Raw genomic sequence first — 21,074 nt, forward strand, 5'->3', positions numbered from 1 at the left:
GAACGCCGGAAGTAGTTGGGGGTTGCCCCCTGTGAGATATGGAAGTCGCTTAGCTCGAGGGAGTTTAGCTCAGCTGGGAGAGCATCTGCCTTACAAGCAGAGGGTCAGCGGTTCGATCCCGTTAACTCCCATAGGTCCCGTAGTGTAGCGGTTATCACGTCGCCCTGTCACGGCGAAGATCGCGGGTTCGATTCCCGTCGGGACCGTAATAACGAAAGTTATTTGACTCGTTAGCTCAGTTGGTAGAGCAATTGACTTTTAATCAATGGGTCACTGGTTCGAGCCCAGTACGGGTCATATTTGCGGGTTTGGCGGAATTGGCAGACGCACCAGATTTAGGATCTGGCGCTTAACGGCGTGGGGGTTCAAGTCCCTTAACCCGCATAATAGAAATCAGCCGGCTTAGCTCAGTTGGTAGAGCATCTGATTTGTAATCAGAGGGTCGCGTGTTCAAGTCATGTAGCCGGCATTTTTTTTAATATAAACCAGAGTCGATGCGAACGTAGTTCAGTGGTAGAACACCACCTTGCCAAGGTGGGGGTCGCGGGTTCGAATCCCGTCGTTCGCTTATAGAGGCCGGGGTGGCGGAACTGGCAGACGCACAGGACTTAAAATCCTGCGATTGGTAACGATCGTACCGGTTCGATTCCGGTCCTCGGCATATATTGAAGAGCACCCTTAGCTCAACTGGATAGAGTACCTGACTACGAATCAGGCGGTTAGAGGTTCGACTCCTCTAGGGTGCATTAAACATTTAACTCGGGAAGTAGCTCAGCTTGGTAGAGTACTTGGTTTGGGACCAAGGTGTCGCAGGTTCGAATCCTGTCTTCCCGATTGATGGCGGTGTAGCTCAGCTGGCTAGAGCGTCCGGTTCATACCCGGGAGGTCGGGGGTTCGATCCCCTTCGCCGCTATAATGATCTTGTTGGACCTTTAGCTCAGCTGGTTAGAGCTCTCGGCTCATAACCGAGTGGTCGTAGGTTCAAGTCCTACAAGGTCCATTGGAATGATGGAGGATTACCCAAGTCCGGCTGAAGGGAACGGTCTTGAAAACCGTCAGGCGTGTAAAAGCGTGCGTGGGTTCGAATCCCACATCCTCCTTTATTTATTATTAACGCGGGATGGAGCAGCTCGGTAGCTCGTCGGGCTCATAACCCGAAGGTCGTAGGTTCAAATCCTGCTCCCGCAATTTTGGCTCGGTAGCTCAGTTGGTAGAGCAATGGATTGAAGCTCCATGTGTCGGCGGTTCGATTCCGTCTCGCGCCATTTTTTTAATATGATACTATGCGGGTGTAGTTTAGTGGTAAAACTACAGCCTTCCAAGCTGTTGTCGCGAGTTCGATTCTCGTCACCCGCTTTGAACTTTGTTCAATTACCAAGTTTTTAACTTGGGCGCGTAGCTCAGGTGGTTAGAGCGCACGCCTGATAAGCGTGAGGTCGGTGGTTCGAGTCCACTCGTGCCCATTAATAGGAGAATTACTCAAGAGGCTGAAGAGGACGGTTTGCTAAATCGTTAGGTCGGGTAACTGGCGCAAGGGTTCGAATCCCTTATTCTCCGTAATTAAAGAGCTTTATAGCTCTTTTTTTATTGTCTTAGTCTTATATTATTCTTTTTATAACTCATAAATATTTGATATAATGTAAGTGAACTCACTACAATAATTAGATAACTATTAAGGAGTTTGTTATGGAAGAAAAGGGTATTTTAGGAGGTTTGCTAGTTTTATTCATAAGTCTTTTTATGTTTGGCTGTAGTAATCATAGTTCTGAAAATATCAGTCAGGATCTTAGTTTATCCACAACTGTCATTCAATCAAATACTAATGAACAAACTTCCGTAGATTCTAAGAAAAATTTTAAAGAATTTTACAAGCCAGTTTTTGAAAATTACCAAAAAATACTTTCTACACCGAAGGATGTAAATGCAATTCCTGGTCTCTATAAGTATTTAAAAGGCACTGAACGCCCTATCAATAGTTGGTCTGTTGAAAATGCAGTTTTTCAATCAGATAAGATGCGTTATACCTATGCGGATCTTAATCAAGATGGTGTAGAGGAATTATTAGTAGGCGTTGAGCAATCTAATGGTGATTATTTTATTTCGGGTCTTTATTATCTTGTAAATGAGAAACCGGTTCTTTTAGCAGAAGGCTTTGTAGCCGGCCATGGTGGTGCCAGAAATTCTATGAATATCTATAAGGGTGGCGATATCCTGGAATTAAGTTGGTCCTCTGGAACAGGAGAAGGTAGAGGAGTACTCTATCATCTGAATTTAAACCAGCAAGCTGCAAGTAAACTACAAGAACAGGATATTCGAGTTCCTGGGAATAAAAGTTTGCACTCTGACTTTGGTAAGACAGAAGCCGAATTAATGAACTTCAAGCAACTAGATTGGAAGAAATTTGAAAGCTCTACTAGCAGCAAGACTATTTCGAGTGAAGAACAAAAAGCTCCTTGGAATGCTAGCAAGTCTGCTAAATTAGAAGCCTTCATAAAAGGGTGGGGAGAAAGACTAGGACAACCCAATTACCAAAAGGGAATCTCAGGAGGAGATGTGGGGGCTGACCACCTCTATACACTTAGGGATGATGGACCAAGTGAAAAAATGAATGCTGAGTATACGGATACAGGTCTAGGAAATGCTCAGTACCGAATTGTAGAGCGTTATAGCAATTGGGATAAGTACCCGGATGTGCATAGTTACTTTTTTGCGATAACTAACACAGGAGAAACGATTGTTTTTCATTCACCAACGACAAATGGTGGAATCATGTACTTAAAACCGACAGAAAATACAGAGATCCAAGCAGAGTTTAAACGTTTGGTAGAAGAAGAATAATCAATCATAATGGAGAGTTTGGCCTTAGCCAAACTCTTTTTCTTATATATGATTTCAAGTCAAAATTGTTGACAGATGTAATTTCTAGCATTACAATATTATATTAATGATTACACTCTTATAAAAAGTGAGATAAGGATCTTAGCTTTTAAGGAGATGGTGAGGAAGAATATGATTGAATACAAACATGTAGCCTTGCGCTACACGGATAAGGACATTTTAAAAGATGTCAATCTCCGCATTGAAAATGGAGAATTCATGGTGCTAGTGGGTCCTTCAGGATCTGGAAAGACCACCATGATCAAGATGGTGAACCGTCTCTTGGAGCCGACTGATGGCAATATCTATATGGACGGAAAACGGATCAAGGACTATGATGAACGGGAATTACGTCTTTCTACCGGCTATGTCCTTCAAGCCATTGCTCTTTTTCCAAATTTAACGGTTGCTGAAAATATTGCACTGATTCCTGAGATGAAGGGCTGGAGTAAGGAACAAATAGCCACTAAAACAGAAGAACTCTTGGACAAGGTGGGTCTGCCTGCTGCAGAGTATGCAGAGCGCATGCCTAGTGAGTTATCAGGTGGGGAGCAACAACGGATTGGGATTGTGCGGGCCATCATTGCGGAGCCAAAAATCTTACTGATGGATGAGCCTTTCTCTGCTCTCGATGCCATTTCTCGCAAGCAGTTGCAGGCTCTGACAAAAAAATTGCACAAAGAGTTTGGTATGACCACTATCTTCGTGACTCATGATACGGACGAGGCCTTAAAATTAGGCGATCGAATTGCTGTTTTACAGGATGGGGAGATTTGCCAGGTCGCTGACCCTGAAACAATTTTACAAGCACCTGCGACAGACTTTGTAGCAAACTTGTTTGGAGGTGTCCTTCATGTCTAATTTCATTTCAATCTTTCAGGAGCGATTTAGTGAATGGGTAACAGCTCTGGGTCAACACCTACAATTATCTCTTTTGACCTTATTGGTCGCTATTTTTCTGACCATCCCACTTGCGGTTTATCTAAATGGTCACAAAAAAGTAGCGACCTGGGTGCTACAAGTTGCAGGTATCTTCCAGACCATTCCTTCAATGGCTTTGTTGGGGCTCTTTATTCCTTTCATGGGGATTGGAACCTTACCAGCACTCACAGCCCTTGTCATTTACGCTATTTTCCCGATTTTAGAAAATACAATCACAGCCCTGAATGGCATTGATCCTAGTCTTGAGGAGGCAGGGATTGCTTTTGGGATGACCAAGTGGGAGCGACTCAAGAAGTTTGAAATTCCACTTGCCATGCCTGTCATTGTATCGGGGGTTCGAACAGCGACCGTTATGATCATTGGGACAGCGACTCTAGCAGCTCTTGTGGGAGCTGGTGGATTGGGCTCCTTTATCCTTTTGGGAATTGATCGTCGGAATGCTAGTCTCATTTTAATCGGAGCAATCTCATCAGCCATCTTGGCCATTCTCTTTAATGTCATTCTCAAATACTTGGAAAAGGCAAAATTGCGTACGATTGTTTCGACCTTTGCTGTCATGGTCCTTGGTTTGGGAGTTAGTTATGTTCCAAGCATCATTCCACATAATGAGAAAGACAATCTCGTCATTGCTGGGAAGTTAGGACCTGAACCTGAGATTCTCATGAATATGTATAAACTTCTCATCGAGGAAAATACGGATATGACGGTGACGGTTAAACCCAATTTTGGGAAGACAGACTTTCTTTACCAAGCGCTGAAAAAAGGGGACATTGATATCTATCCAGAATTTTCTGGGACAGTGACAGAGAGTCTCCTCCAATCATCTCCACAAATTGGGCATGACCCGGAAAAGGTTTACGAGGTGGCTCGTGATGGTATTGCCAAACAGGATCAACTAGCCTTTCTTAAACCCATGGCTTATCAAAATACTTATGCTATAGCAGTTCCTAAAAAAATTGCGCAAGAATATGGGCTTAAGACGATTTCAGACTTGAAAAAAGTAGAAGGACAGCTCAAGGCGGGATTCACTCTGGAGTTTAATGACCGTGAGGATGGAAACAAGGGTTTGCAGTCTGTTTATGGATTGAATCTCAATGTGGCAACCATGGAGCCAGCTCTTCGCTACCAAGCCATCCAGTCAGGGGACATTCAAATTACAGATGCTTACTCAACAGATGCTGAAATTGCTCGCTATGATTTAGTGGTTTTGGAGGATGATAAACAACTCTTCCCTCCATACCAAGGCGCTCCACTCATGAAAGCTGAATTACTCGAAAAACATCCTGAGTTGGAAGCAGTACTCAATAAACTAGCTGGTAAAATCACCGAGAGCCAGATGAGTCAGATGAACTATCAGGTTGGTGTGGAAGGCCAATCAGCTGAAGAAGTGGCGCGTGATTTTCTAGTCCAGGAAGGATTGCTGAAGAAGTAAACTCTAGTTAGCTTTAGCTACGAACTTGTTCAAATAAGTTAGAATGATAAACCCATCTTGCTTTTGTGCAGGATGGGTTTTTGTGTAAGTTTAAGTCAAGAAATAAATACAATTAGCTAATCTAATAGAATTAAAAGTGTAAGAACTAGAGTAGTTTTTTTTCAGTCTTCATTTCCATGACGTCTAAGTAAAATCTCACTACTTGGTCTTCTTTATAAGATTTCCCCTTTTTCAGCCACCAGGTCAATGTCTCGATAAAGTTAATTACTACAAAATGCTTGAGGTAGGAAGCGGGAATGTTAGGATAGGAAACTTGCAAGTCCTCTGCTACCATAGGATAAACATGGTGTTCCAGTTCTTTCTGTAATTGACGGAGGAAGTAGTCATTTTTTGAGAAAAGAAGACTGGTCACGTGGTCTTGATTTTTCTTAAAATGCAAAAAAATATGTGTCAAATATGCTTCGATGCTAATATTTTCCTCGCGTTCAAAAAGGTGGTGAAAGAGATAGAGGCAAAGCTGGTCTAGGAGTAATTCTTTACTTTCATAATGGCTATAAAAGGTGGAACGACCAACATCTGCTAGGTCTATTATCTCCTGAACGGTGATTGTTTCAAAGTTTTTTTGATTTAGTAATTGCAAAAAAGCAGCATAGATGGCTTTTCGAGTCTTGGTAATGCGACGATCTTGAGTACTCATATGAACAATTTGAACAAACTGTTCAGTAACGTACATAGCGAACAGTTAGCCCCTATCCTTTCTTTTTGGAATGAGATATAATACTAGTAAAGATAATAATTATACTACTACTATTATACCAAAGGAGAATAAAAAAATGACAACAAATCGTGCTGTTTGGCTGGCTTTTTTCTTAAATCTAAGCTTTGCCATTGTTGAATTTATCGCAGGTGGAGTATTTGGTTCGAGTGCTGTTCTTGCTGACTCTGTTCATGACTTGGGAGATGCAATCGCAATTGGGCTATCAGCCTTTCTAGAAACAATCTCCAATCGTGAAGAGGATAGTCATTACACTTTGGGCTACAAACGATTTAGCCTCCTAGGAGCTTTGATAACAGCTGTGATTCTTATGACAGGATCTGTACTTGTCATTTTGGAAAATATCACAAAAATGTTTCATCCACAACCTGTTAATGATAAGGGCATCCTCTGGCTTGGAATCATTGCGGTTACTATAAATGTGTTAGCAAGTTTAGTGGTTCGTAAAGGAAAAACAAAGAATGAATCTATTCTTAGCCTGCATTTTCTAGAAGATACTCTGGGCTGGCTGGCTGTTATCCTGATGGCAATTATTCTCCGATTTACAGACTGGTATATTTTGGATCCGCTCTTATCTCTTGTCATTTCTTTCTTTATTCTATCAAAAGCCATTCCACGTTTTTGGTCTACTCTCAAGATTTTCTTGGATGCTGTGCCAGAAGGAGTAGATATCAAGCAAGTCAAGAGTCGCTTAGAGCAATTGGACTATGTTGCTAGTGTCAATCAGCTCAATCTCTGGACTATGGATGGTTTGGAGAAAAATGCCATTATCCATGTTTGTCTCGAGCATGTCAAGCATATGGAAGTTTGTAAAGAATCCATTCGAGACATACTCAAAGATTGTGGTTTTCAAAATATTACCATTGAAGTGGATGCAGACTTAGCAAGCCACCAGGTCCATAAGCGTAATATGGCAGAGCTAGAAGCAAACCATGATCTCGATCATCATTGATGAGGCGTAGTATAAGTGAGCGAAAGCTTCATAAAAAGTGTATACTTGAAATAAGTTAGATACAGAGAGGTAAATGTTTATGAAATCAGCAGTCTATAAAAAAGCAGGTCAGGTTGGTATTGAAGAGGTTAAACGTCCAAGCATTCAAGAAGCGGATGATGTGATTATCCGTGTGGTTCGTGCTTGCGTATGTGGTTCAGACCTATGGAGTTACCGAAATCCAGATATTAAAGCGGGACATAAAAATAGTGGACACGAAGCGATCGGAATCGTTGAAGAAACTGGAGAAGCTATTACAACGGTCAAGCCCGGTGATTTTGTGATTGTGCCATTTACTCATGGTTGTGGGGAGTGTGATGCCTGTCGTGCTGGATTTGATGGTTCCTGTGACAATCATATCGGAAATAACCTAGGAGGGAATTTCCAAGCTGAATATCTCCGCTTCCACTATGCCAATTGGGCACTTGTTAAAATCCCTGGACAACCGTCCGATTATACAGAAGGGATGCTTAAATCCCTCTTGACTCTGGCTGATGTCATGCCGACTGGCTATCATGCAGCGCGTGTGGCTAATGTTCAAAAAGGCGACAAGGTTGTCGTTATTGGGGATGGGGCTGTTGGCCAATGTGCTGTCATCGCAGCTAAGATGCGTGGAGCTTCACAAATTATCCTTATGAGTCGTCACGAAGATCGACAACAAATGGCCTTGGAGTCAGGAGCGACAACTGTTGTAGCTGAGCGAGGAGAAGAAGGAATAGCCAAGGTGCGTGAAATTCTTGGCGGTGGAGCAGATGCAGCACTTGAGTGTGTTGGTACTGAGGCGGCTGTTGAGCAAGCACTGGGTGTCCTTTATAATGGCGGTCGCATGGGATTTGTAGGAGTTCCACATTATAAGAATCGTGCTCTTGGTTCAACATTTATGCAAAATATATCTGTTGCAGGTGGAGCGGCTTCTGCAACAACATACGATAAGCAATTCTTGCTCAAAGCTGTTCTTGATGGTGATATCAATCCAGGTCGTGTCTTTACTTCAAGCTATAAACTGAAAGATATCGACCAAGCTTACAAGGCTATGGATGAACGCAAGACTATCAAGTCTATGATTGTGATGGATTAATACTCTTCGAAAATCTCTTCAAACCACGTCAGCTCTATCTGCAACCTCAAAACAGTGTTTTGAGCTGACTTCGTCAGTCTTATCCACAACCTCAAAGCAGTGCTTTGAGCAACCTGCGGCTAGCTTCCTAGTTTGCTCTTTGGTTTTCATTGAGTATAAAAAGAAAAACCTAATAGGATTTGAGAATCTCTATTAGGTTTTTTTATGTTCAAGTGTTGTGCTTAATGCAAGGTGCTTTCTCTTAACGTCAATTTGGTTCCAAGCATGGTGAGGCTTGGAATTTTACGCCCATGAAGAACCTCTCTGTTAAGAATATCCATTCCTGTACGTCCCATTTCCTCGGTGTAGACTGAGATACTGGAAAGGGGTGGGAACACTTGCTTGGTTAGAATAGTATCATTAAAGGAAATAATGCTGACCCGCTCTGGTATGCTGATGCTGGCTTCTTGAAGGGCGCGAAGGGCACCGATTGCCAAACTATCACTAGCTGCAAAAAAGGCTTGTGGAAGTTTATCTCCTAATTTTTTGATAGCCTCTTTCATCAAGTCGTATCCAGATTGGGCAGTAAATAGTCCTTGGAAAATGAATTTCTCGTTATAGATTCCCTTTTCTTGCGTATAGGATTTAAAGTAACCTAAGCGTTTGTCTGCGATGACTTCTTCTTGGTCAGTAGTAGTTTCAAGACCGGATAAGATACCAATCTTCTTAATCCCGTGGTCTGTAAAGTAATCGACTACCTGTCTAACAGCATTATTAAAATCTGTAATGACACAGGTGTGTCCCAAGGCTATGGTGTCACTATCTAGAAAAACTAGAGGTTTTTGATATTCTTCAAATGATGCAATCTGTGCTTGGCTAAATTTTCCAATACAAAGAATTCCAATGACTTCTTCGCTAAGCGTAAAAGGTTGATCGTTGAAATAGCGTAAGATTTCGTAATCTAATTCTTGTGCCCTATTTTCGATTCCTAGTCGAATCTGGTAGTAGTAGAGGTCTTCCAACTCACCTTGTTCGCTGACCCACTGGATAATGGCAATCTTTTGTTTCAGTTTGTGACTTTCGCCTGTTTTAAGATGTTTGGTATAACCTAGTTCTTCGGCGACAGTTAAAATACGATGTCGGGTTTCTTCTGTGACAGATAGACTCTGATCGCGATTGAGGACACGGGATACAGTTGCGATTGAGACAGAGGCTAACTGAGCAATATCTTTGAGTGTAGCCATAATTCCCCTCCTTTTTAGGTTATTATATCATATTTTTCTATCTTTTTACTCATAGTTTAGTAAAATATCGGTAAAAATATTGACCAAAGCAAAACCCTTGGGTACAATAGAAGAAAACGATTACAAGGTAAACTTTTTTACCTAACAAATTGTCAAAGGAGAATTCATATGACACAACATCTAACTGCTGATGCACTTCGCAAGGACTTCCTTGCTGTTTTTGGTCAAGAAGCAGATCAAACCTTCTTCTCACCAGGCCGTATCAACTTGATTGGGGAGCATACTGACTATAATGGTGGCCATGTTTTCCCAGCTGCTATTTCACTAGGAACTTATGGAGCAGCACGCAAGCGTGATGATCAAGTTTTGCGTTTCTTCTCAGCAAACTTTGAGGACAAAGGCATTATCGAAGTGCCTCTAGCTGACCTTAAGTTTGAGAAAGAGCACAACTGGACTAACTATCCAAAAGGTGTCCTTCATTTCTTGCAAGAAGCTGGCCATGTGATTGATAAAGGTTTTGATTTCTATGTATTTGGGAATATCCCAAATGGTGCTGGTTTGTCTTCATCTGCATCCTTAGAGCTTTTGACTGGTGTCGTAGCAGAATATCTTTTTGACCTAAAATTGGACCGTCTAGACTTGGTTAAAATCGGGAAATTGACAGAGAATAACTTTATCGGTGTTAACTCTGGTATCATGGACCAATTTGCTATCGGTATGGGGGCAGACCAACGTGCCATTTATCTGGATACAAACAGTTTAGAATACGACTTGGTTCCCCTTGATTTGAAGGACAATGTTGTTGTTATCATGAACACTAACAAACGCCGTGAACTAGCAGATTCTAAGTACAATGAACGCCGTGCTGAATGTGAAAAAGCAGTAGAAGAGCTCCAAGTGGCCTTAAATATTCAAACCTTGGGTGAATTGGATGAATGGGCTTTTGACCAATATAGCTATCTGATTAAAGACGAAAATCGCTTGAAACGTGCGCGTCATGCCGTTCTTGAGAATCAACGTACCCTTAAAGCGCAAGCGGCTCTTCAAGCAGGAGATTTGGACAAGTTTGGTCGTTTGATGAATGCTTCTCATGTTTCACTTGAGCACGATTACGAAGTGACTGGTTTGGAATTAGATACCCTTGTTCATACGGCTTGGGCTCAAGAAGGTGTTCTCGGTGCTCGTATGACAGGAGCTGGCTTTGGTGGTTGTGCGATTGCCTTGGTTCAAAAAGATGCGGTTGAGGCCTTTAAAGAAGCTGTTGGCAAACACTATGAAGAAATTGTTGGCTATGCTCCAAGCTTCTACATCGCTGAAGTTGCAGGTGGAACTCGCATTCTTGAATAGTCAGAAGGAGGTTATCTAGTGACCTTAGTAGAAAATTTTGTGACCAAAGTCATTGCAGAAAGCACCTTTGAAGAGTTGGATCGGATCTATCTGACCAATCGTGTTTTAGCACTGGTAGGAGATGGAGTTCTTGAAGTTGAGACTGACCAGGATGATTTGATTGAACTAAAAGATCAGCTTGTCGAGGAAGCCGTTCGATTGGGAACAATTGAAGATAGTCAGACTGCGCGTGAGATTCTCGGTGCTGACCTCATGGACTTGGTAACGCCTTGTCCAAGTCAGGTTAATCGTGATTTTTGGGATACCTATGCCCAGTCACCAGAGCAGGCAATTGCGGATTTCTACCAACTCAGTCAGAAGAATGACTACATCAAACTGAAGGCTATCGCAAAGAATATTGCTTATCGTGTACCATCTGACTATGGTGAACTGGAGATTACCATCAATCTCTCTAAGCCTGAAAAGGATCCAAAGGAGATTGCGGCGGCTAAGTTGGTTAAGTCGAGTAACTATCCTCAATGTCAGCTCTGTATGGAAAATGAAGGCTACTATGGTCGTGTCAATCATCCAGCTAGAAGCAATCACCGGATTATTCGTTTTGATATTTCTGGACAGGAGTGGGGCTTCCAGTATTCGCCGTACGCTTACTTTAATGAGCACTGTATTTTCCTAGACAGCAAGCATCGTCCTATGGCCATTAGTCGCCAAAGTTTTGAACGTTTGTTAGCAATTGTGGAGCAGTTTCCAGGCTACTTTGCTGGTTCAAATGCTGATTTGCCAATCGTGGGTGGCTCCATCCTGACCCATGACCATTACCAAGGTGGTCGTCATGTTTTCCCAATGGAAGTGGCTCCTATTCAGAAAAGCTTTACCTTTACAGGTTTTAAAACTGTCAAAGCAGGGATTGTTCAGTGGCCTATGTCTGTGATTCGACTAACTTCAGATTCTAAAGAGGATTTGACAGAACTAGCGGATAAAATCTTACTGGCTTGGCGCCAATACTCAGATCCGAGTGTTCAGGTTTTGGCAGAAAGCGATGGAATACCGCATCACACTATCACACCGATTGCGCGTAAAAGAGATGGGCAGTTTGAGTTGGATTTGGTCTTGCGGGATAATCAAACATCTCCAGAGCATCCAGATGGTATCTATCATCCCCACAAGGATGTCCAACATATCAAGAAGGAAAATATCGGCTTGATAGAGGTTATGGGATTGGCTATCTTGCCACCACGCTTGAAGGAAGAAGTGGAGCAGGTGGCAGCTTATCTAGTCGGAGAGGATGTTTCAGTAGCAGATTATCACCAAGAATGGGCGGATGAGTTGAAAGAATCCCATCCTGGATTGACTGACAAAGTACAAGCTCTTGAAATCGTCCAAGAATCTGTTGGAAAAATCTTTGCTCGAGTTTTGGAAGATGCAGGAGTTTACAAGCAAACAGAAGAAGGACAAGCTGCCTTTATGCGCTTTGTGGAGCAGGTTGGTATTTTACCTGAATAAGTGCTTCTCTCTTGCGTAGAGTCTTGAAAAGTAGTATCATAGTGTCGTTTGAAATATCAGGAGGAACGTATGAAAGATTTTCACTTTGACGCTATATCTGCCTTTGAAAATTACGAAATTGAAAAAATGAGAGACGGTCACGTGGTGGTGACAACAAAAGTAGTGGACTCCTCACTCAACTACTATGGGAATGCCCATGGAGGTTATCTATTTACACTTTGTGATCAAATCAGTGGACTTGTAGTGATTTCGCTTGGATTAGACGGGGTGACACTCCAGTCTTCCATCAATTATCTGAAAGCTGGAAATCTAGGAGATGTTCTCACTATCAAAGGAGAATGTGTCCACCAAGGACGTACCACTTGTGTCGTCGATGTTGACATCATCAACCAAGATGGCCGAAATGTCTGCAAAGCAACCTTCACCATGTTTGTCACAGGACAACGGTCAGAAGATAGACAGGTGAGGATATAAAAGAAAAATGAGTAGGAAAAAGTATCCTACTCATTTTATTTTGTTAAAGAAGTTCCAGAGAAATATATAAGAGCAGTGAAATACTAAGCTAATGGTTACTTATATGTGGTATAATAATAAGTATGAATATTGAACAAACGAAAAAAGTTATTCTACAACCATTCACTAAATGGACAGGTGGTAAAAGGCAATTATTACCTATCATAAAAGAACTTATGCCTGAAAGGTATAATGATTATTATGAACCTTTTATCGGAGGGGGGGCATTATTTTTTGATTTAGCTCCTGAAAGGGCTGTTATTAATGATTACAATGCTGAGTTAATCAATTGTTATCAACAAATTAGGAATAATCCTCGGGAGTTAATTGACATATTGAAGTATCATCAGGAAAATAATTCAAAAGATTATTACTTACAATTACGCTCAGCTGATCGTGATGATAGAATAAACAACATGTCTGATGTCCAAAGAGCTGCTAGAATTCTATATATGTTAAGAGTTGATTTCAATGGTTTATATCGAGTGAATTCTAAAAATCAATTCAATGTACCATACGGTAGCTATAAAAATCCTAAAATTGTTGATGAAGAGTTAATATTTGCTATTTCAAATTATCTAAATAGCAATCAAATAGAGATTAGAGCAGGCGATTTTGAGGATGCACTCTTAGATATTCAAGGGGGTGATTTTATCTATTTCGATCCTCCTTATATTCCATTATCTGAGACAAGCGCTTTTACATCGTATACTCATGAAGGTTTTTCTTATGAGGACCAAGTTAGATTAAGAGATACATTTAGGAGACTAAGTGATGCAGGCGCTTATGTAATGTTGTCAAATTCATCGAGTCATTTAGTAGAGGAATTATATCAAGATTTTAATATCCATCATGTAGAGGCTACACGAACAAATGGTGCTAAGTCTTCCAGTCGAGGAAAAATTTCTGAAATTATAGTCACAAATTATGAAAATTAACGAATATAAGTATGGGGGTGTTTTAATGACAAAACCATACTATAATAAAGACAAAATGATTCTTGTTCATGCAGATACGTTTAAATTATTGTCAAAAATGAAACCAGAGAGTATGGATATGATCTTTGCTGACCCGCCATATTTTTTAAGTAATGGTGGGATATCTAATTCGGGGGGACAAGTTGTTTCCGTTGATAAAGGAGATTGGGACAAGATTTCTTCATTTGAGGAAAAGCATGAATTCAACCGCAAATGGATTCGTTTAGCAAAAGAAGTTTTGAAGCCTAATGGGACTATGTGGATTTCAGGGAGTTTGCATAATATTTACTCAGTTGGAATGGCATTAGAGCAAGAAGGTTTTAAAATTCTAAATAATATTACTTGGCAGAAAACAAACCCTGCACCCAATTTATCCTGTCGTTATTTTACTCATTCTACCGAAACTATTTTATGGGCAAGAAAAAATGACAAAAAAGCTCGTCATTATTACAATTACGATTTGATGAAAGAGCTAAATGATGGTAAGCAAATGAAAGATGTTTGGACAGGAGCCTTGACGAAAAAAGCTGAGAAATGGGCTGGCAAGCATCCAACACAAAAACCAGAATATTTATTGGAACGTATAATTTTGGCTTCTACTAAAGAAGGTGACTATATTTTAGACCCGTTTGTAGGAAGTGGAACAACTGGAGTAGTTGCTAAACGCTTAGGTAGAAGATTTATAGGCATTGATGCTGAAAAAGAATATTTAAAGATAGCAAAGAAGAGGTTGGAATATACACAATGAAAAAGGGTGGCATTGGAGGAGCAAACACTAAAACAGGTTTAGCTTTTGAAATACAAACGGATTTCCCTACATTTTTATCCAAACAACCAGGTTATAGTATTAAAAATATTGACCTTGATACAAAGAGACAGGGGAAGGGTGAAAAGGCAAAAATTATCAAAGGAACGAAAAAACGTTCAAAACCAATGAGATGGAGAATCGATTTTTTAGGAGAAGAAGTTGGACAGATTTTCCAAAAAGACGGCCTATATCGCTATTTTGATGAGATTGATGATTTTGATTATACTAAAATCATATCCGCCAAATTATTGCCTGATGAAGCAATCTTTGTTATTAGTAAGAATACTGTATATATCATAGAGAAAAAAACACAGAGTGGTGGAGGAAGTGTAGATGAAAAGTTGCAAACATGTGATTTTAAATTAAAACAATATAAAAAACTCTTTTCTCCGTTAAATAAAGAAGTTTGCTATTCTTATTTATTGGATAAAGATTGGTTTAAAAATCCTCGTTATAAAGATACTTTAGATTATATTATTAGTGTTGGATGTAAATATTATTTTAATTATATTCCATTAGATGCGATTGGCTTACCATTACCTAAACAAGAGGAAAATTAATTATGAATTTTAAAAATTATTTAATAAAATCCCCACAAGAAAGGTTAACGATTTTCTTAGAATCATTATCAATTACCAATAGAACTCCAGAGTATTATGTGAATTGGAATAAAGTTGACCGTGAGACAAAGAAGTATGAATTAGAATTGAATACTTTGAACTACTTAATTGGTAAAGATGATATTTATTCAGAAGCTTTACGTTTATTCACTAAACAACCTAATTTGTTAAAAGCTATTCCTAGCTTAATCGCAAGTCGTGATAGAGTTTTAGATATTCTTACAATAGACAATGATGATAATATGTCTTTTGAGCAATTGGATTTCAAAACGATAGACACTAGTAGAATAGATGATTACTTGAAATTTATCGAGCAATCTGGTTTATTAAATTTTTTACAACAACATGCTAATCGTTCATTAGTTGATTATGTTTATGGAGTAGAGACTGGATTAGATAGCAATGCACGAAAAAACCGAAGTGGAACAACCATGGAGGGGATTTTAGAGAGACATGTAGCAAAAATTTGTCAGGAACAAAAATTGGAATGGAAATCTCAAGCTACAGCCCAATTTATTAAGGATAAGTGGGGAATTAAAGTACCTGTTGATAAATCTGAGAGAAGATTTGATGTTGCAGTTTATTCCCGAGAAAAACATAAGATTTGGCTGATTGAAACAAATTATTATGGTGGAGGTGGAAGTAAATTAAAAGCGGTGGCTGGAGAATTTACTGAACTTAGTCAATTTGTTGTTACATCAGATGATGACGTAGAGTTTGTTTGGGTTACGGATGGTCAAGGATGGAAAACTGCACACTTACCATTAGCAGAAGCATTTAGTCATATTACTAATGTGTTTAATTTAGAAATGTTGAGAGAAGGATTTTTATCTGAATTGTTTCGACAATAGACTTGTTGAACTTTATAATTAGGTAAGTGACAAAAGAAATAAGAAAAAGAGGCACATGCCTCTTTTTTATATTTCTTTTTCCACTCTAATGCTGTATTATTCTATTCACTAAATCTTAAAAAATAGCCATCTGGGTCTAAAACTGCAAATTCATGAGGGTAGATATATTGTTCACCAACACGAAATTCTCTTTTAGTCAAAGGACGATGAATAGGATAGTTAGACTCGATTACTTTCTGATAGAGTCTGGGGACATCCTTGATACCAAAGGAGATATTGACACCACGCCCGAAAGGATAAGTCAGTTGGGATAATTCTTCTGCGTTACCTTCTTCTAGCATAAGTTGGCAGTCTTCAAGCGAAAGGAAGAGAAATTTTTCCTCTGGACGCTCGTATTCGACAGAGAATCCCAATAAGTCGCAGTAGAAGGAACGAGACTGTTCTAGATTCGAGACTATAAACTCGGGAATAACTGCATTGTAGTCCATAAAGAAACTCCTTACAATTCAATCTCCAAGACAATCGGTGTATGGTCTTGGCGTGCGCCTGAGTCAATCATGTCTGATTTGGTAGCCTTGTCTGCTACACGGTTACTTGTGAGCCAGTAGTCGATTCTCCAGCCTGTGTTGTTGATTTTTGAAGTCTTGCTACGTTGTGCCCACCAAGTATAGCGTTCTGGCACATCGCCATGGATATGACGGAAGGTATCTGTAAATCCTTTGGCTAAAAGGTTTGTAAATCCTTCACGCTCTTCGTCTGTAAATCCTGGTGAACGGCGGTTGCTGGCTGGGTTTGCAAGGTCAATTTCCTTGTGGGCAACATTGTAGTCTCCGGTTGCTAGGACAGGTTTTTGTTTGTCTAGTTGAGCCAAGTACTCTGCATATTTGACATCCCAGACTTGACGTTCTTCCAAGCGTTTGAGTCCATCACCAGCGTTTGGTGTGTAAACTTGAGTCACGAAAAATGTATCAAATTCTAAAGTGATGATACGGCCTTCAGAGTCCATGGTAGAAGGAGCACCGATTTCTGGGAAGCTGATAGTTGGAGTGAGTTCTTTCTTATAGAGGAACATGGTTCCAGCATAGCCTTTACGAGCAGGCTCTTGAGAGGAACGCCAAGTATTTTCATATCCAGGGAAGAGTTCTTCTAACACCTCGAGGTGTTTTTTAGTAGGCCCTGTAGCTGAAAGCTTGGTTTCTTGGATGGCAATGATATCAGCATTTTCAGCAACCAATGTTTGGAGGACGTCTTGTGATAATTTCGCACGCGCAGAATCACTCGTGAGTGCAGCGTTTAGGGAATCAATATTCCATGAGATCAATTTCATAATGTTTACCTTTTCATTCAGATTATAGAAAATATTATACCAGAAAAAGAAGTATTTCCCCAGCGTATAGTTTGAAAAATCCAGGTCATTCCTATATAATAAAGAATGATTTATGTAAAAGTTTGAAAATAAATGAAATGTTACTCCTTTGAGTATCTTTATCGCTAAATATGACAAAGTTTAAGTTAGTGTCATCACCTATGAATAGGAAAAACCTGGGGTCCATGCCTCAGGTTTCCATTTGTCATTAGAAAGGAATTTTATGTCCATCATCCAAAAACTCTGGTGGTTTTTTAAATTAGAAAAACGCCGTTACCTAGTTGGAATTGTAGCTTTGGTTTTGGTTTCTGTACTAAACCTCATCCCACCGATGGTTATGGGACGCGTAATCGATGCCATTACTTCAGGACGATTAACACAGGACGAGCTCCTACTTCATCTCTTTTATCTCCTGCTCGCTGCTTTCGGGATGTACTACCTGCGTTACGTTTGGCGTATGTATATCCTAGGGACCTCCTACCGACTTGGACAAATCATGCGTTCAAGACTATTTGAGCACTTTACAAGAATGTCGCCTGCTTTTTATCAGAATTATCGAACTGGGGATTTGATGGCTCACGCAACCAATGATATCAATGCCCTGACTCGTCTAGCAGGTGGTGGTGTCATGTCTGCGGTAGATGCCTCTATCACAGCCTTGGTGACTCTGCTGACTATGCTCTTTAGCATTTCTTGGCAGATGACCTTGGTTGCCATTCTGCCCTTGCCATTTATGGCCTATGCGACTAGTCGTCTGGGGAGAAAGACCCATAAGGCTTTTGGCGAATCCCAAGCAGCCTTTTCTGAACTCAATAATAAGGTTCAAGAATCTGTATCAGGTATCAAGGTAACCAAGTCCTTTGGTTATCAATCCGATGAGTTGGCATCTTTCCAGGAAGTCAATGATTTGACCTTCCAAAAGAATCTGCAAACCATGAAATATGATAGCCTCTTTGACCCTATGGTTCTACTCTTTGTTGGTTCTTCCTATGCCTTAACTCTCTTAGTCGGTGCCTTTATGGTGCAAGCGGGACAAGTAACCGTTGGTAATCTGGTCACCTTTATCTCTTACTTGGATATGTTGGTCTGGCCCTTGATGGCTATTGGATTCCTCTTTAATATTACTCAAAGAGGGAAGGTTTCTTATCAACGAATTGAGAGTCTTTTGTCCCAAGAATCACCTGTCAAAGATCCAGAATCTCCACTTGAAGGGATTGAAAATGGGCGCTTGGACTATGCCATTGATCGTTTTGCCTTTGAAGACGAAGAGACGCTGAGAGATATACATTTTAGTCTCGAAAAAGGGCAAACCTTGGGCTTGGTTGGACAGACTGGTTCAGGGAAAACAGCTTTGATGAAATTGCTCCTACGAGAGTATGACGTTGACCAAGGAGCTATTTATCTAAATGGTCATGACATTCGTGACTATCGACTAGCTGATTTACGAAGTTTGATGGGATACGTCCCACAGGACCAATTTCTCTTTGCTAGTTCTATCTTAGAGAATATTTGTTTTGGAAATCCCGACCTACCTTTCTCTGCAGTAGAAGAAGCGACTCAGTTGGCTCAAGTCTATCAAGACATTCAAGCCATGCCTGAGGGATTTGATACAGTTATCGGGGAAAAAGGTGTTAGTCTATCTGGTGGACAAAAGCAACGTCTGGCTATGAGTCGGGCTATGATTCTAAATCCTGATATCTTGATTTTAGATGATTCCTTGTCAGCTGTGGATGCTAAGACAGAGTTCGCAATCATCGATAATCTCAAGGAAACTCGCAAAGATAAAACGACTATCATCACTGCCCATCGTCTCAGTGCAGTTGTTCACGCAGATTTGATTTTGGTCATGCAGGATGGTCGCATCATTGAACGAGGTAGGCATGAAGACTTACTAGCCTTGGATGGTTGGTATGCCCAAACCTACCAGTCTCAACAGTTAGAAATGAAAGGAGAAGAAGATGCGGAATAAACAAGAACAATGGGCTGTATTGAAGCGTTTGTTGTCTTATCTTAAGCCCTATAGTCTCCTAACCTTTTTAGCCCTTGCTTTTCTCCTCGCGACGACTGTTGTTAAGAGTATTATCCCCCTAGTAGCTTCTCACTTTATCGACCAGTATCTAAACAACCTTAATCAGCTTGCTGTTACAGTTTTGCTGGTTTACTATGGTCTCTACATTCTTCAAACTATTGTCCAATATGTGGGGAATCTCCTTTTTGCGCGTGTGTCCTACAGTATCGTTAGAGATATCCGACGTGATGCCTTTGCCAATATGGAGCAGCTAGGCATGTCTTATTTTGATAAAACGCCTGCAGGCTCTATTGTCTCTCGTTTGACAAATGACACCGAGACTATCAGTGATATGTTTTCGGGGATCTTATCTAGCTTTATCTCGGCAGTCTTTATATTCGTGACGACCCTTTATACCATGTTAGTTCTGGACTATCGTCTGACTGCTTTAGTCTTGCTCTTCCTACCTTTGATTTTCCTTTTGGTCAATCTCTACCGTAAAAAATCGGTCAAGGTCATTGAAAAAACCAGAAGTCTACTGTCAGATATTAACAGTAAGCTGGCAGAAAATATCGAAGGAATTCGTATTATTCAAGCCTTTAACCAAGAAAAGCGCCTGCAAGAAGAGTTTGATGAGATAAATCAGGAACACCTAGTCTACGCTAACCGTTCAGTAGCCTTGGACTCCCTCTTTTTGCGTCCAGCTATGAGTTTGTTGAAGCTGTTGGGATATGCGGTTTTGATGGCTTACTTTGGCTATCGTGGTCTTTATCTAGGCATAACAGCAGGAACCATGTATGCCTTTATCCAGTACATCAACCGTCTCTTTGATCCGCTGATCGAGGTAACGCAAAACTTTTCTACTCTTCAGACATCCATGGTGTCAGCAGGTCGTGTCTTTGCACTCATCGATGAGACCAACTATGAACCGGTCCAAGAAAATGGCCAGGCTGAGATTCAAGAAGGGAATATCCGCTTTGAACATGTGTCCTTCTCCTATGATGGAAAACACCAAATTCTCGATGATATTTCCTTTACCGTCAATAAAGGTGAAACCATTGCCTTTGTCGGACATACAGGATCGGGAAAATCTTCTATCATCAATGTCCTCATGCGTTTTTACGAATTTCAGTCAGGTCGGGTTCTCCTAGATGGTGTGGATATTCGAGAGTATAGTCAAGAGGAGTTGAGAAAAAACATCGGTTTGGTTCTACAGGACCCCTTCCTCTATCATGGGACCATTAAGTCCAATATCGCCATGTACCAAGATATCAGCGATGACCAAGTCAAGGCTGCAGCAGAATTTGTCGATGCAGATTCCTTCATTCAAGATCTTCCTTTAGGTTATGATGCTCCTGTATCAGAGCGTGGTTCGAGTTTTTCAACCGGTCAACGTCAGCTTCTTGCCTTTGCTAGAACTGTTGCCAGTCAACCTAAAATCCTGATTTTGGATGAAGCGACAGCCAATATCGACTCTGAAACAGAAGCTCTGGTCCAAAATTCCCTAGCTAAGATGAGACAAGGTCGGACAACCATTGCCATTGCCCATCGCCTTTCTACCATTCAAGATGCTAATTGTATCTATGTCCTTGACAAGGGACGAATCATTGAGAGTGGAACCCACGAGGAACTCCTAGCATTAGGTGGAACCTATCACAAGATGTATAGTTTGCAAGCAGGTGCTCTTTCCTAGGGAAGAATTCCTTTAAAACATAGATTTCTTGCACTGCCTCTTTCATTTTGTGGTATAATGTAGAATGTTAATA

Annotated in this window: 18 protein-coding genes and 17 tRNA genes; 31 read left to right on the plus strand and 4 right to left on the minus strand. The window is 40.7% G+C overall.

Going from position 1 to position 21,074, the window contains the following annotated elements; genetic code table 11:
* Window positions 1–58: 58 nt before the first annotated feature.
* The 20 genes from M1F91_RS05110 (at window position 59) to M1F91_RS05205 (ending at window position 5,251) form a co-directional block, all read left to right on the plus strand.
* Window positions 59–131 (plus strand) — tRNA-Val (locus M1F91_RS05110).
* A gap of 2 nt (window positions 132–133) precedes the next feature.
* Window positions 134–206 (plus strand) — tRNA-Asp (locus M1F91_RS05115).
* Window positions 207–224: 18 nt separating this feature from the next.
* A tRNA-Lys gene (locus tag M1F91_RS05120) sits at window positions 225–297 on the plus strand.
* 5 nt (window positions 298–302) lie between these two features.
* Window positions 303–384: transfer RNA gene (locus M1F91_RS05125), tRNA-Leu, on the plus strand.
* A gap of 12 nt (window positions 385–396) precedes the next feature.
* Window positions 397–469 (plus strand) — tRNA-Thr (locus M1F91_RS05130).
* Window positions 470–496: 27 nt separating this feature from the next.
* Window positions 497–568 (plus strand) — tRNA-Gly (locus M1F91_RS05135).
* A 7-nt stretch (window positions 569–575) separates the two neighbouring features.
* Window positions 576–661, plus strand: a tRNA-Leu gene (locus M1F91_RS05140).
* An 11-nt stretch (window positions 662–672) separates the two neighbouring features.
* A tRNA-Arg gene (locus tag M1F91_RS05145) sits at window positions 673–746 on the plus strand.
* Window positions 747–760: 14 nt separating this feature from the next.
* Window positions 761–834: transfer RNA gene (locus M1F91_RS05150), tRNA-Pro, on the plus strand.
* A gap of 5 nt (window positions 835–839) precedes the next feature.
* Window positions 840–913 (plus strand) — tRNA-Met (locus M1F91_RS05155).
* A gap of 13 nt (window positions 914–926) precedes the next feature.
* Window positions 927–1,000 (plus strand) — tRNA-Ile (locus tag M1F91_RS05160).
* A gap of 10 nt (window positions 1,001–1,010) precedes the next feature.
* Window positions 1,011–1,100 (plus strand) — tRNA-Ser (locus M1F91_RS05165).
* A 14-nt stretch (window positions 1,101–1,114) separates the two neighbouring features.
* Window positions 1,115–1,188 (plus strand) — tRNA-Met (locus M1F91_RS05170).
* Between the two features lie 4 nt (window positions 1,189–1,192).
* Window positions 1,193–1,265, plus strand: a tRNA-Phe gene (locus tag M1F91_RS05175).
* 20 nt (window positions 1,266–1,285) lie between these two features.
* Window positions 1,286–1,356 (plus strand) — tRNA-Gly (locus M1F91_RS05180).
* A 33-nt stretch (window positions 1,357–1,389) separates the two neighbouring features.
* Window positions 1,390–1,463, plus strand: a tRNA-Ile gene (locus M1F91_RS05185).
* Between the two features lie 6 nt (window positions 1,464–1,469).
* A tRNA-Ser gene (locus M1F91_RS05190) sits at window positions 1,470–1,557 on the plus strand.
* A gap of 129 nt (window positions 1,558–1,686) precedes the next feature.
* A complete protein-coding gene (locus M1F91_RS05195) occupies window positions 1,687–2,838 on the plus strand; it encodes a DUF4767 domain-containing protein (RefSeq protein ID WP_247912895.1) in 1,152 nt (383 codons plus the stop codon).
* Between the two features lie 171 nt (window positions 2,839–3,009).
* Entirely contained in the window at window positions 3,010–3,738 is a 729-nt protein-coding gene (locus M1F91_RS05200; RefSeq protein ID WP_004251518.1) for an ABC transporter ATP-binding protein, read from the plus strand.
* A complete protein-coding gene (locus M1F91_RS05205; RefSeq protein ID WP_004251515.1) occupies window positions 3,731–5,251 on the plus strand; it encodes an ABC transporter permease/substrate-binding protein in 1,521 nt (506 codons plus the stop codon). The genes M1F91_RS05200 and M1F91_RS05205 overlap by 8 nt, the downstream gene beginning before the upstream one ends.
* A 145-nt stretch (window positions 5,252–5,396) precedes the next feature.
* Here the strand turns inward: M1F91_RS05205 and M1F91_RS05210 are convergent, their stop codons facing one another.
* Window positions 5,397–5,948 (minus strand): TetR/AcrR family transcriptional regulator, encoded by a 552-nt coding sequence (locus tag M1F91_RS05210; protein WP_004251513.1) that lies wholly within the window; start codon window positions 5,946–5,948, stop codon window positions 5,397–5,399.
* A gap of 136 nt (window positions 5,949–6,084) precedes the next feature.
* Here M1F91_RS05210 and M1F91_RS05215 point away from each other — a divergent pair, with 136 nt between their 5' ends.
* Together M1F91_RS05215 and M1F91_RS05220 are read left to right on the plus strand one after the other, a co-directional pair.
* Entirely contained in the window at window positions 6,085–6,978 is an 894-nt protein-coding gene (locus M1F91_RS05215) for a cation diffusion facilitator family transporter (RefSeq protein WP_225750049.1), read from the plus strand.
* 79 nt (window positions 6,979–7,057) lie between these two features.
* Window positions 7,058–8,095, plus strand: a complete 1,038-nt coding sequence (locus M1F91_RS05220) for an alcohol dehydrogenase catalytic domain-containing protein (RefSeq protein ID WP_247913020.1) — start codon at window positions 7,058–7,060, stop codon at window positions 8,093–8,095.
* Window positions 8,096–8,316: 221 nt separating this feature from the next.
* Here M1F91_RS05220 and M1F91_RS05225 read toward each other — a convergent pair whose 3' ends face one another.
* The gene (locus M1F91_RS05225) at window positions 8,317–9,318 is read right to left on the minus strand and encodes a LacI family DNA-binding transcriptional regulator (protein ID WP_247912896.1); all 1,002 of its coding nucleotides are present in this window, start codon (window positions 9,316–9,318) and stop codon (window positions 8,317–8,319) included.
* Between the two features lie 168 nt (window positions 9,319–9,486).
* On the opposite strand from M1F91_RS05225, the gene M1F91_RS05230 reads away from it, so the two are divergent.
* From M1F91_RS05230 to M1F91_RS05260, 7 genes are all read left to right on the plus strand, one after another.
* Window positions 9,487–10,665, plus strand: coding sequence for a galactokinase (locus M1F91_RS05230; protein WP_247912897.1), 1,179 nt, complete (start codon window positions 9,487–9,489; stop codon window positions 10,663–10,665).
* 18 nt (window positions 10,666–10,683) lie between these two features.
* Window positions 10,684–12,165, plus strand: a complete 1,482-nt coding sequence (locus M1F91_RS05235; RefSeq protein ID WP_247912898.1) for a UDP-glucose--hexose-1-phosphate uridylyltransferase — start codon at window positions 10,684–10,686, stop codon at window positions 12,163–12,165.
* 69 nt (window positions 12,166–12,234) lie between these two features.
* Entirely contained in the window at window positions 12,235–12,639 is a 405-nt protein-coding gene (locus M1F91_RS05240) for a PaaI family thioesterase (RefSeq protein WP_006152721.1), read from the plus strand.
* Between the two features lie 122 nt (window positions 12,640–12,761).
* Window positions 12,762–13,616 carry a DNA adenine methylase gene (locus M1F91_RS05245; protein WP_247912899.1) on the plus strand — a complete coding sequence of 285 codons (855 nt, stop codon included), beginning with the start codon at window positions 12,762–12,764 and terminating at the stop codon, window positions 13,614–13,616.
* Window positions 13,606–14,403, plus strand: coding sequence for a site-specific DNA-methyltransferase (locus M1F91_RS05250; protein ID WP_247912900.1), 798 nt, complete (start codon window positions 13,606–13,608; stop codon window positions 14,401–14,403). The genes M1F91_RS05245 and M1F91_RS05250 overlap by 11 nt, the downstream gene beginning before the upstream one ends.
* On the plus strand, window positions 14,400–15,023 hold the full coding sequence (locus M1F91_RS05255) for a hypothetical protein (protein WP_247912901.1): 624 nt from the start codon (window positions 14,400–14,402) through the stop codon (window positions 15,021–15,023). Before M1F91_RS05250 ends, M1F91_RS05255 begins: the two co-directional genes overlap by 4 nt.
* Window positions 15,024–15,025: 2 nt before the next feature.
* On the plus strand, window positions 15,026–15,934 hold the full coding sequence (locus M1F91_RS05260; RefSeq protein ID WP_247912902.1) for a type II restriction endonuclease: 909 nt from the start codon (window positions 15,026–15,028) through the stop codon (window positions 15,932–15,934).
* A gap of 101 nt (window positions 15,935–16,035) precedes the next feature.
* On the opposite strand, the gene M1F91_RS05265 is transcribed toward M1F91_RS05260, so the two are convergent.
* On the minus strand, window positions 16,036–16,422 hold the full coding sequence (locus M1F91_RS05265; protein ID WP_247912903.1) for a VOC family protein: 387 nt from the start codon (window positions 16,420–16,422) through the stop codon (window positions 16,036–16,038).
* A gap of 11 nt (window positions 16,423–16,433) precedes the next feature.
* Window positions 16,434–17,261, minus strand: a complete 828-nt coding sequence (locus M1F91_RS05270; protein WP_247912904.1) for an exodeoxyribonuclease III — start codon at window positions 17,259–17,261, stop codon at window positions 16,434–16,436.
* Between the two features lie 262 nt (window positions 17,262–17,523).
* On the opposite strand from M1F91_RS05270, the gene M1F91_RS05275 reads away from it, so the two are divergent.
* On the plus strand, window positions 17,524–19,269 hold the full coding sequence (locus M1F91_RS05275; RefSeq protein ID WP_247912905.1) for an ABC transporter transmembrane domain-containing protein: 1,746 nt from the start codon (window positions 17,524–17,526) through the stop codon (window positions 19,267–19,269).
* Window positions 19,259–21,001, plus strand: a complete 1,743-nt coding sequence (locus tag M1F91_RS05280; protein WP_247912906.1) for an ABC transporter ATP-binding protein — start codon at window positions 19,259–19,261, stop codon at window positions 20,999–21,001. The genes M1F91_RS05275 and M1F91_RS05280 overlap by 11 nt, the downstream gene beginning before the upstream one ends.
* The last annotated feature ends 73 nt before the right edge of the window (window positions 21,002–21,074 follow it).

Source organism: Streptococcus sp. oral taxon 431 (assembly GCF_023110115.1).
Taxonomy (GTDB): Bacteria; Bacillota; Bacilli; order Lactobacillales; family Streptococcaceae; genus Streptococcus.

Coding starts and splice junctions, on each gene's coding strand:
- M1F91_RS05215 (WP_225750049.1), top strand. CDS start 6,085: ATGACAACAAATCGTGCTGTTTGGCTGGCTTTTTTCTTAAATCTAAGC.
- M1F91_RS05210 (WP_004251513.1), bottom strand. CDS start 5,948: ATGAGTACTCAAGATCGTCGCATTACCAAGACTCGAAAAGCCATCTAT.
- M1F91_RS05270 (WP_247912904.1), bottom strand. CDS start 17,261: ATGAAATTGATCTCATGGAATATTGATTCCCTAAACGCTGCACTCACG.
- M1F91_RS05225 (WP_247912896.1), bottom strand. CDS start 9,318: ATGGCTACACTCAAAGATATTGCTCAGTTAGCCTCTGTCTCAATCGCA.
- M1F91_RS05255 (WP_247912901.1), top strand. CDS start 14,400: ATGAAAAAGGGTGGCATTGGAGGAGCAAACACTAAAACAGGTTTAGCT.
- M1F91_RS05205 (WP_004251515.1), top strand. CDS start 3,731: ATGTCTAATTTCATTTCAATCTTTCAGGAGCGATTTAGTGAATGGGTA.
- M1F91_RS05230 (WP_247912897.1), top strand. CDS start 9,487: ATGACACAACATCTAACTGCTGATGCACTTCGCAAGGACTTCCTTGCT.
- M1F91_RS05265 (WP_247912903.1), bottom strand. CDS start 16,422: ATGGACTACAATGCAGTTATTCCCGAGTTTATAGTCTCGAATCTAGAA.
- M1F91_RS05280 (WP_247912906.1), top strand. CDS start 19,259: ATGCGGAATAAACAAGAACAATGGGCTGTATTGAAGCGTTTGTTGTCT.
- M1F91_RS05200 (WP_004251518.1), top strand. CDS start 3,010: ATGATTGAATACAAACATGTAGCCTTGCGCTACACGGATAAGGACATT.
- M1F91_RS05240 (WP_006152721.1), top strand. CDS start 12,235: ATGAAAGATTTTCACTTTGACGCTATATCTGCCTTTGAAAATTACGAA.
- M1F91_RS05220 (WP_247913020.1), top strand. CDS start 7,058: ATGAAATCAGCAGTCTATAAAAAAGCAGGTCAGGTTGGTATTGAAGAG.
- M1F91_RS05275 (WP_247912905.1), top strand. CDS start 17,524: ATGTCCATCATCCAAAAACTCTGGTGGTTTTTTAAATTAGAAAAACGC.
- M1F91_RS05245 (WP_247912899.1), top strand. CDS start 12,762: ATGAATATTGAACAAACGAAAAAAGTTATTCTACAACCATTCACTAAA.
- M1F91_RS05250 (WP_247912900.1), top strand. CDS start 13,606: ATGAAAATTAACGAATATAAGTATGGGGGTGTTTTAATGACAAAACCA.
- M1F91_RS05195 (WP_247912895.1), top strand. CDS start 1,687: ATGGAAGAAAAGGGTATTTTAGGAGGTTTGCTAGTTTTATTCATAAGT.
- M1F91_RS05260 (WP_247912902.1), top strand. CDS start 15,026: ATGAATTTTAAAAATTATTTAATAAAATCCCCACAAGAAAGGTTAACG.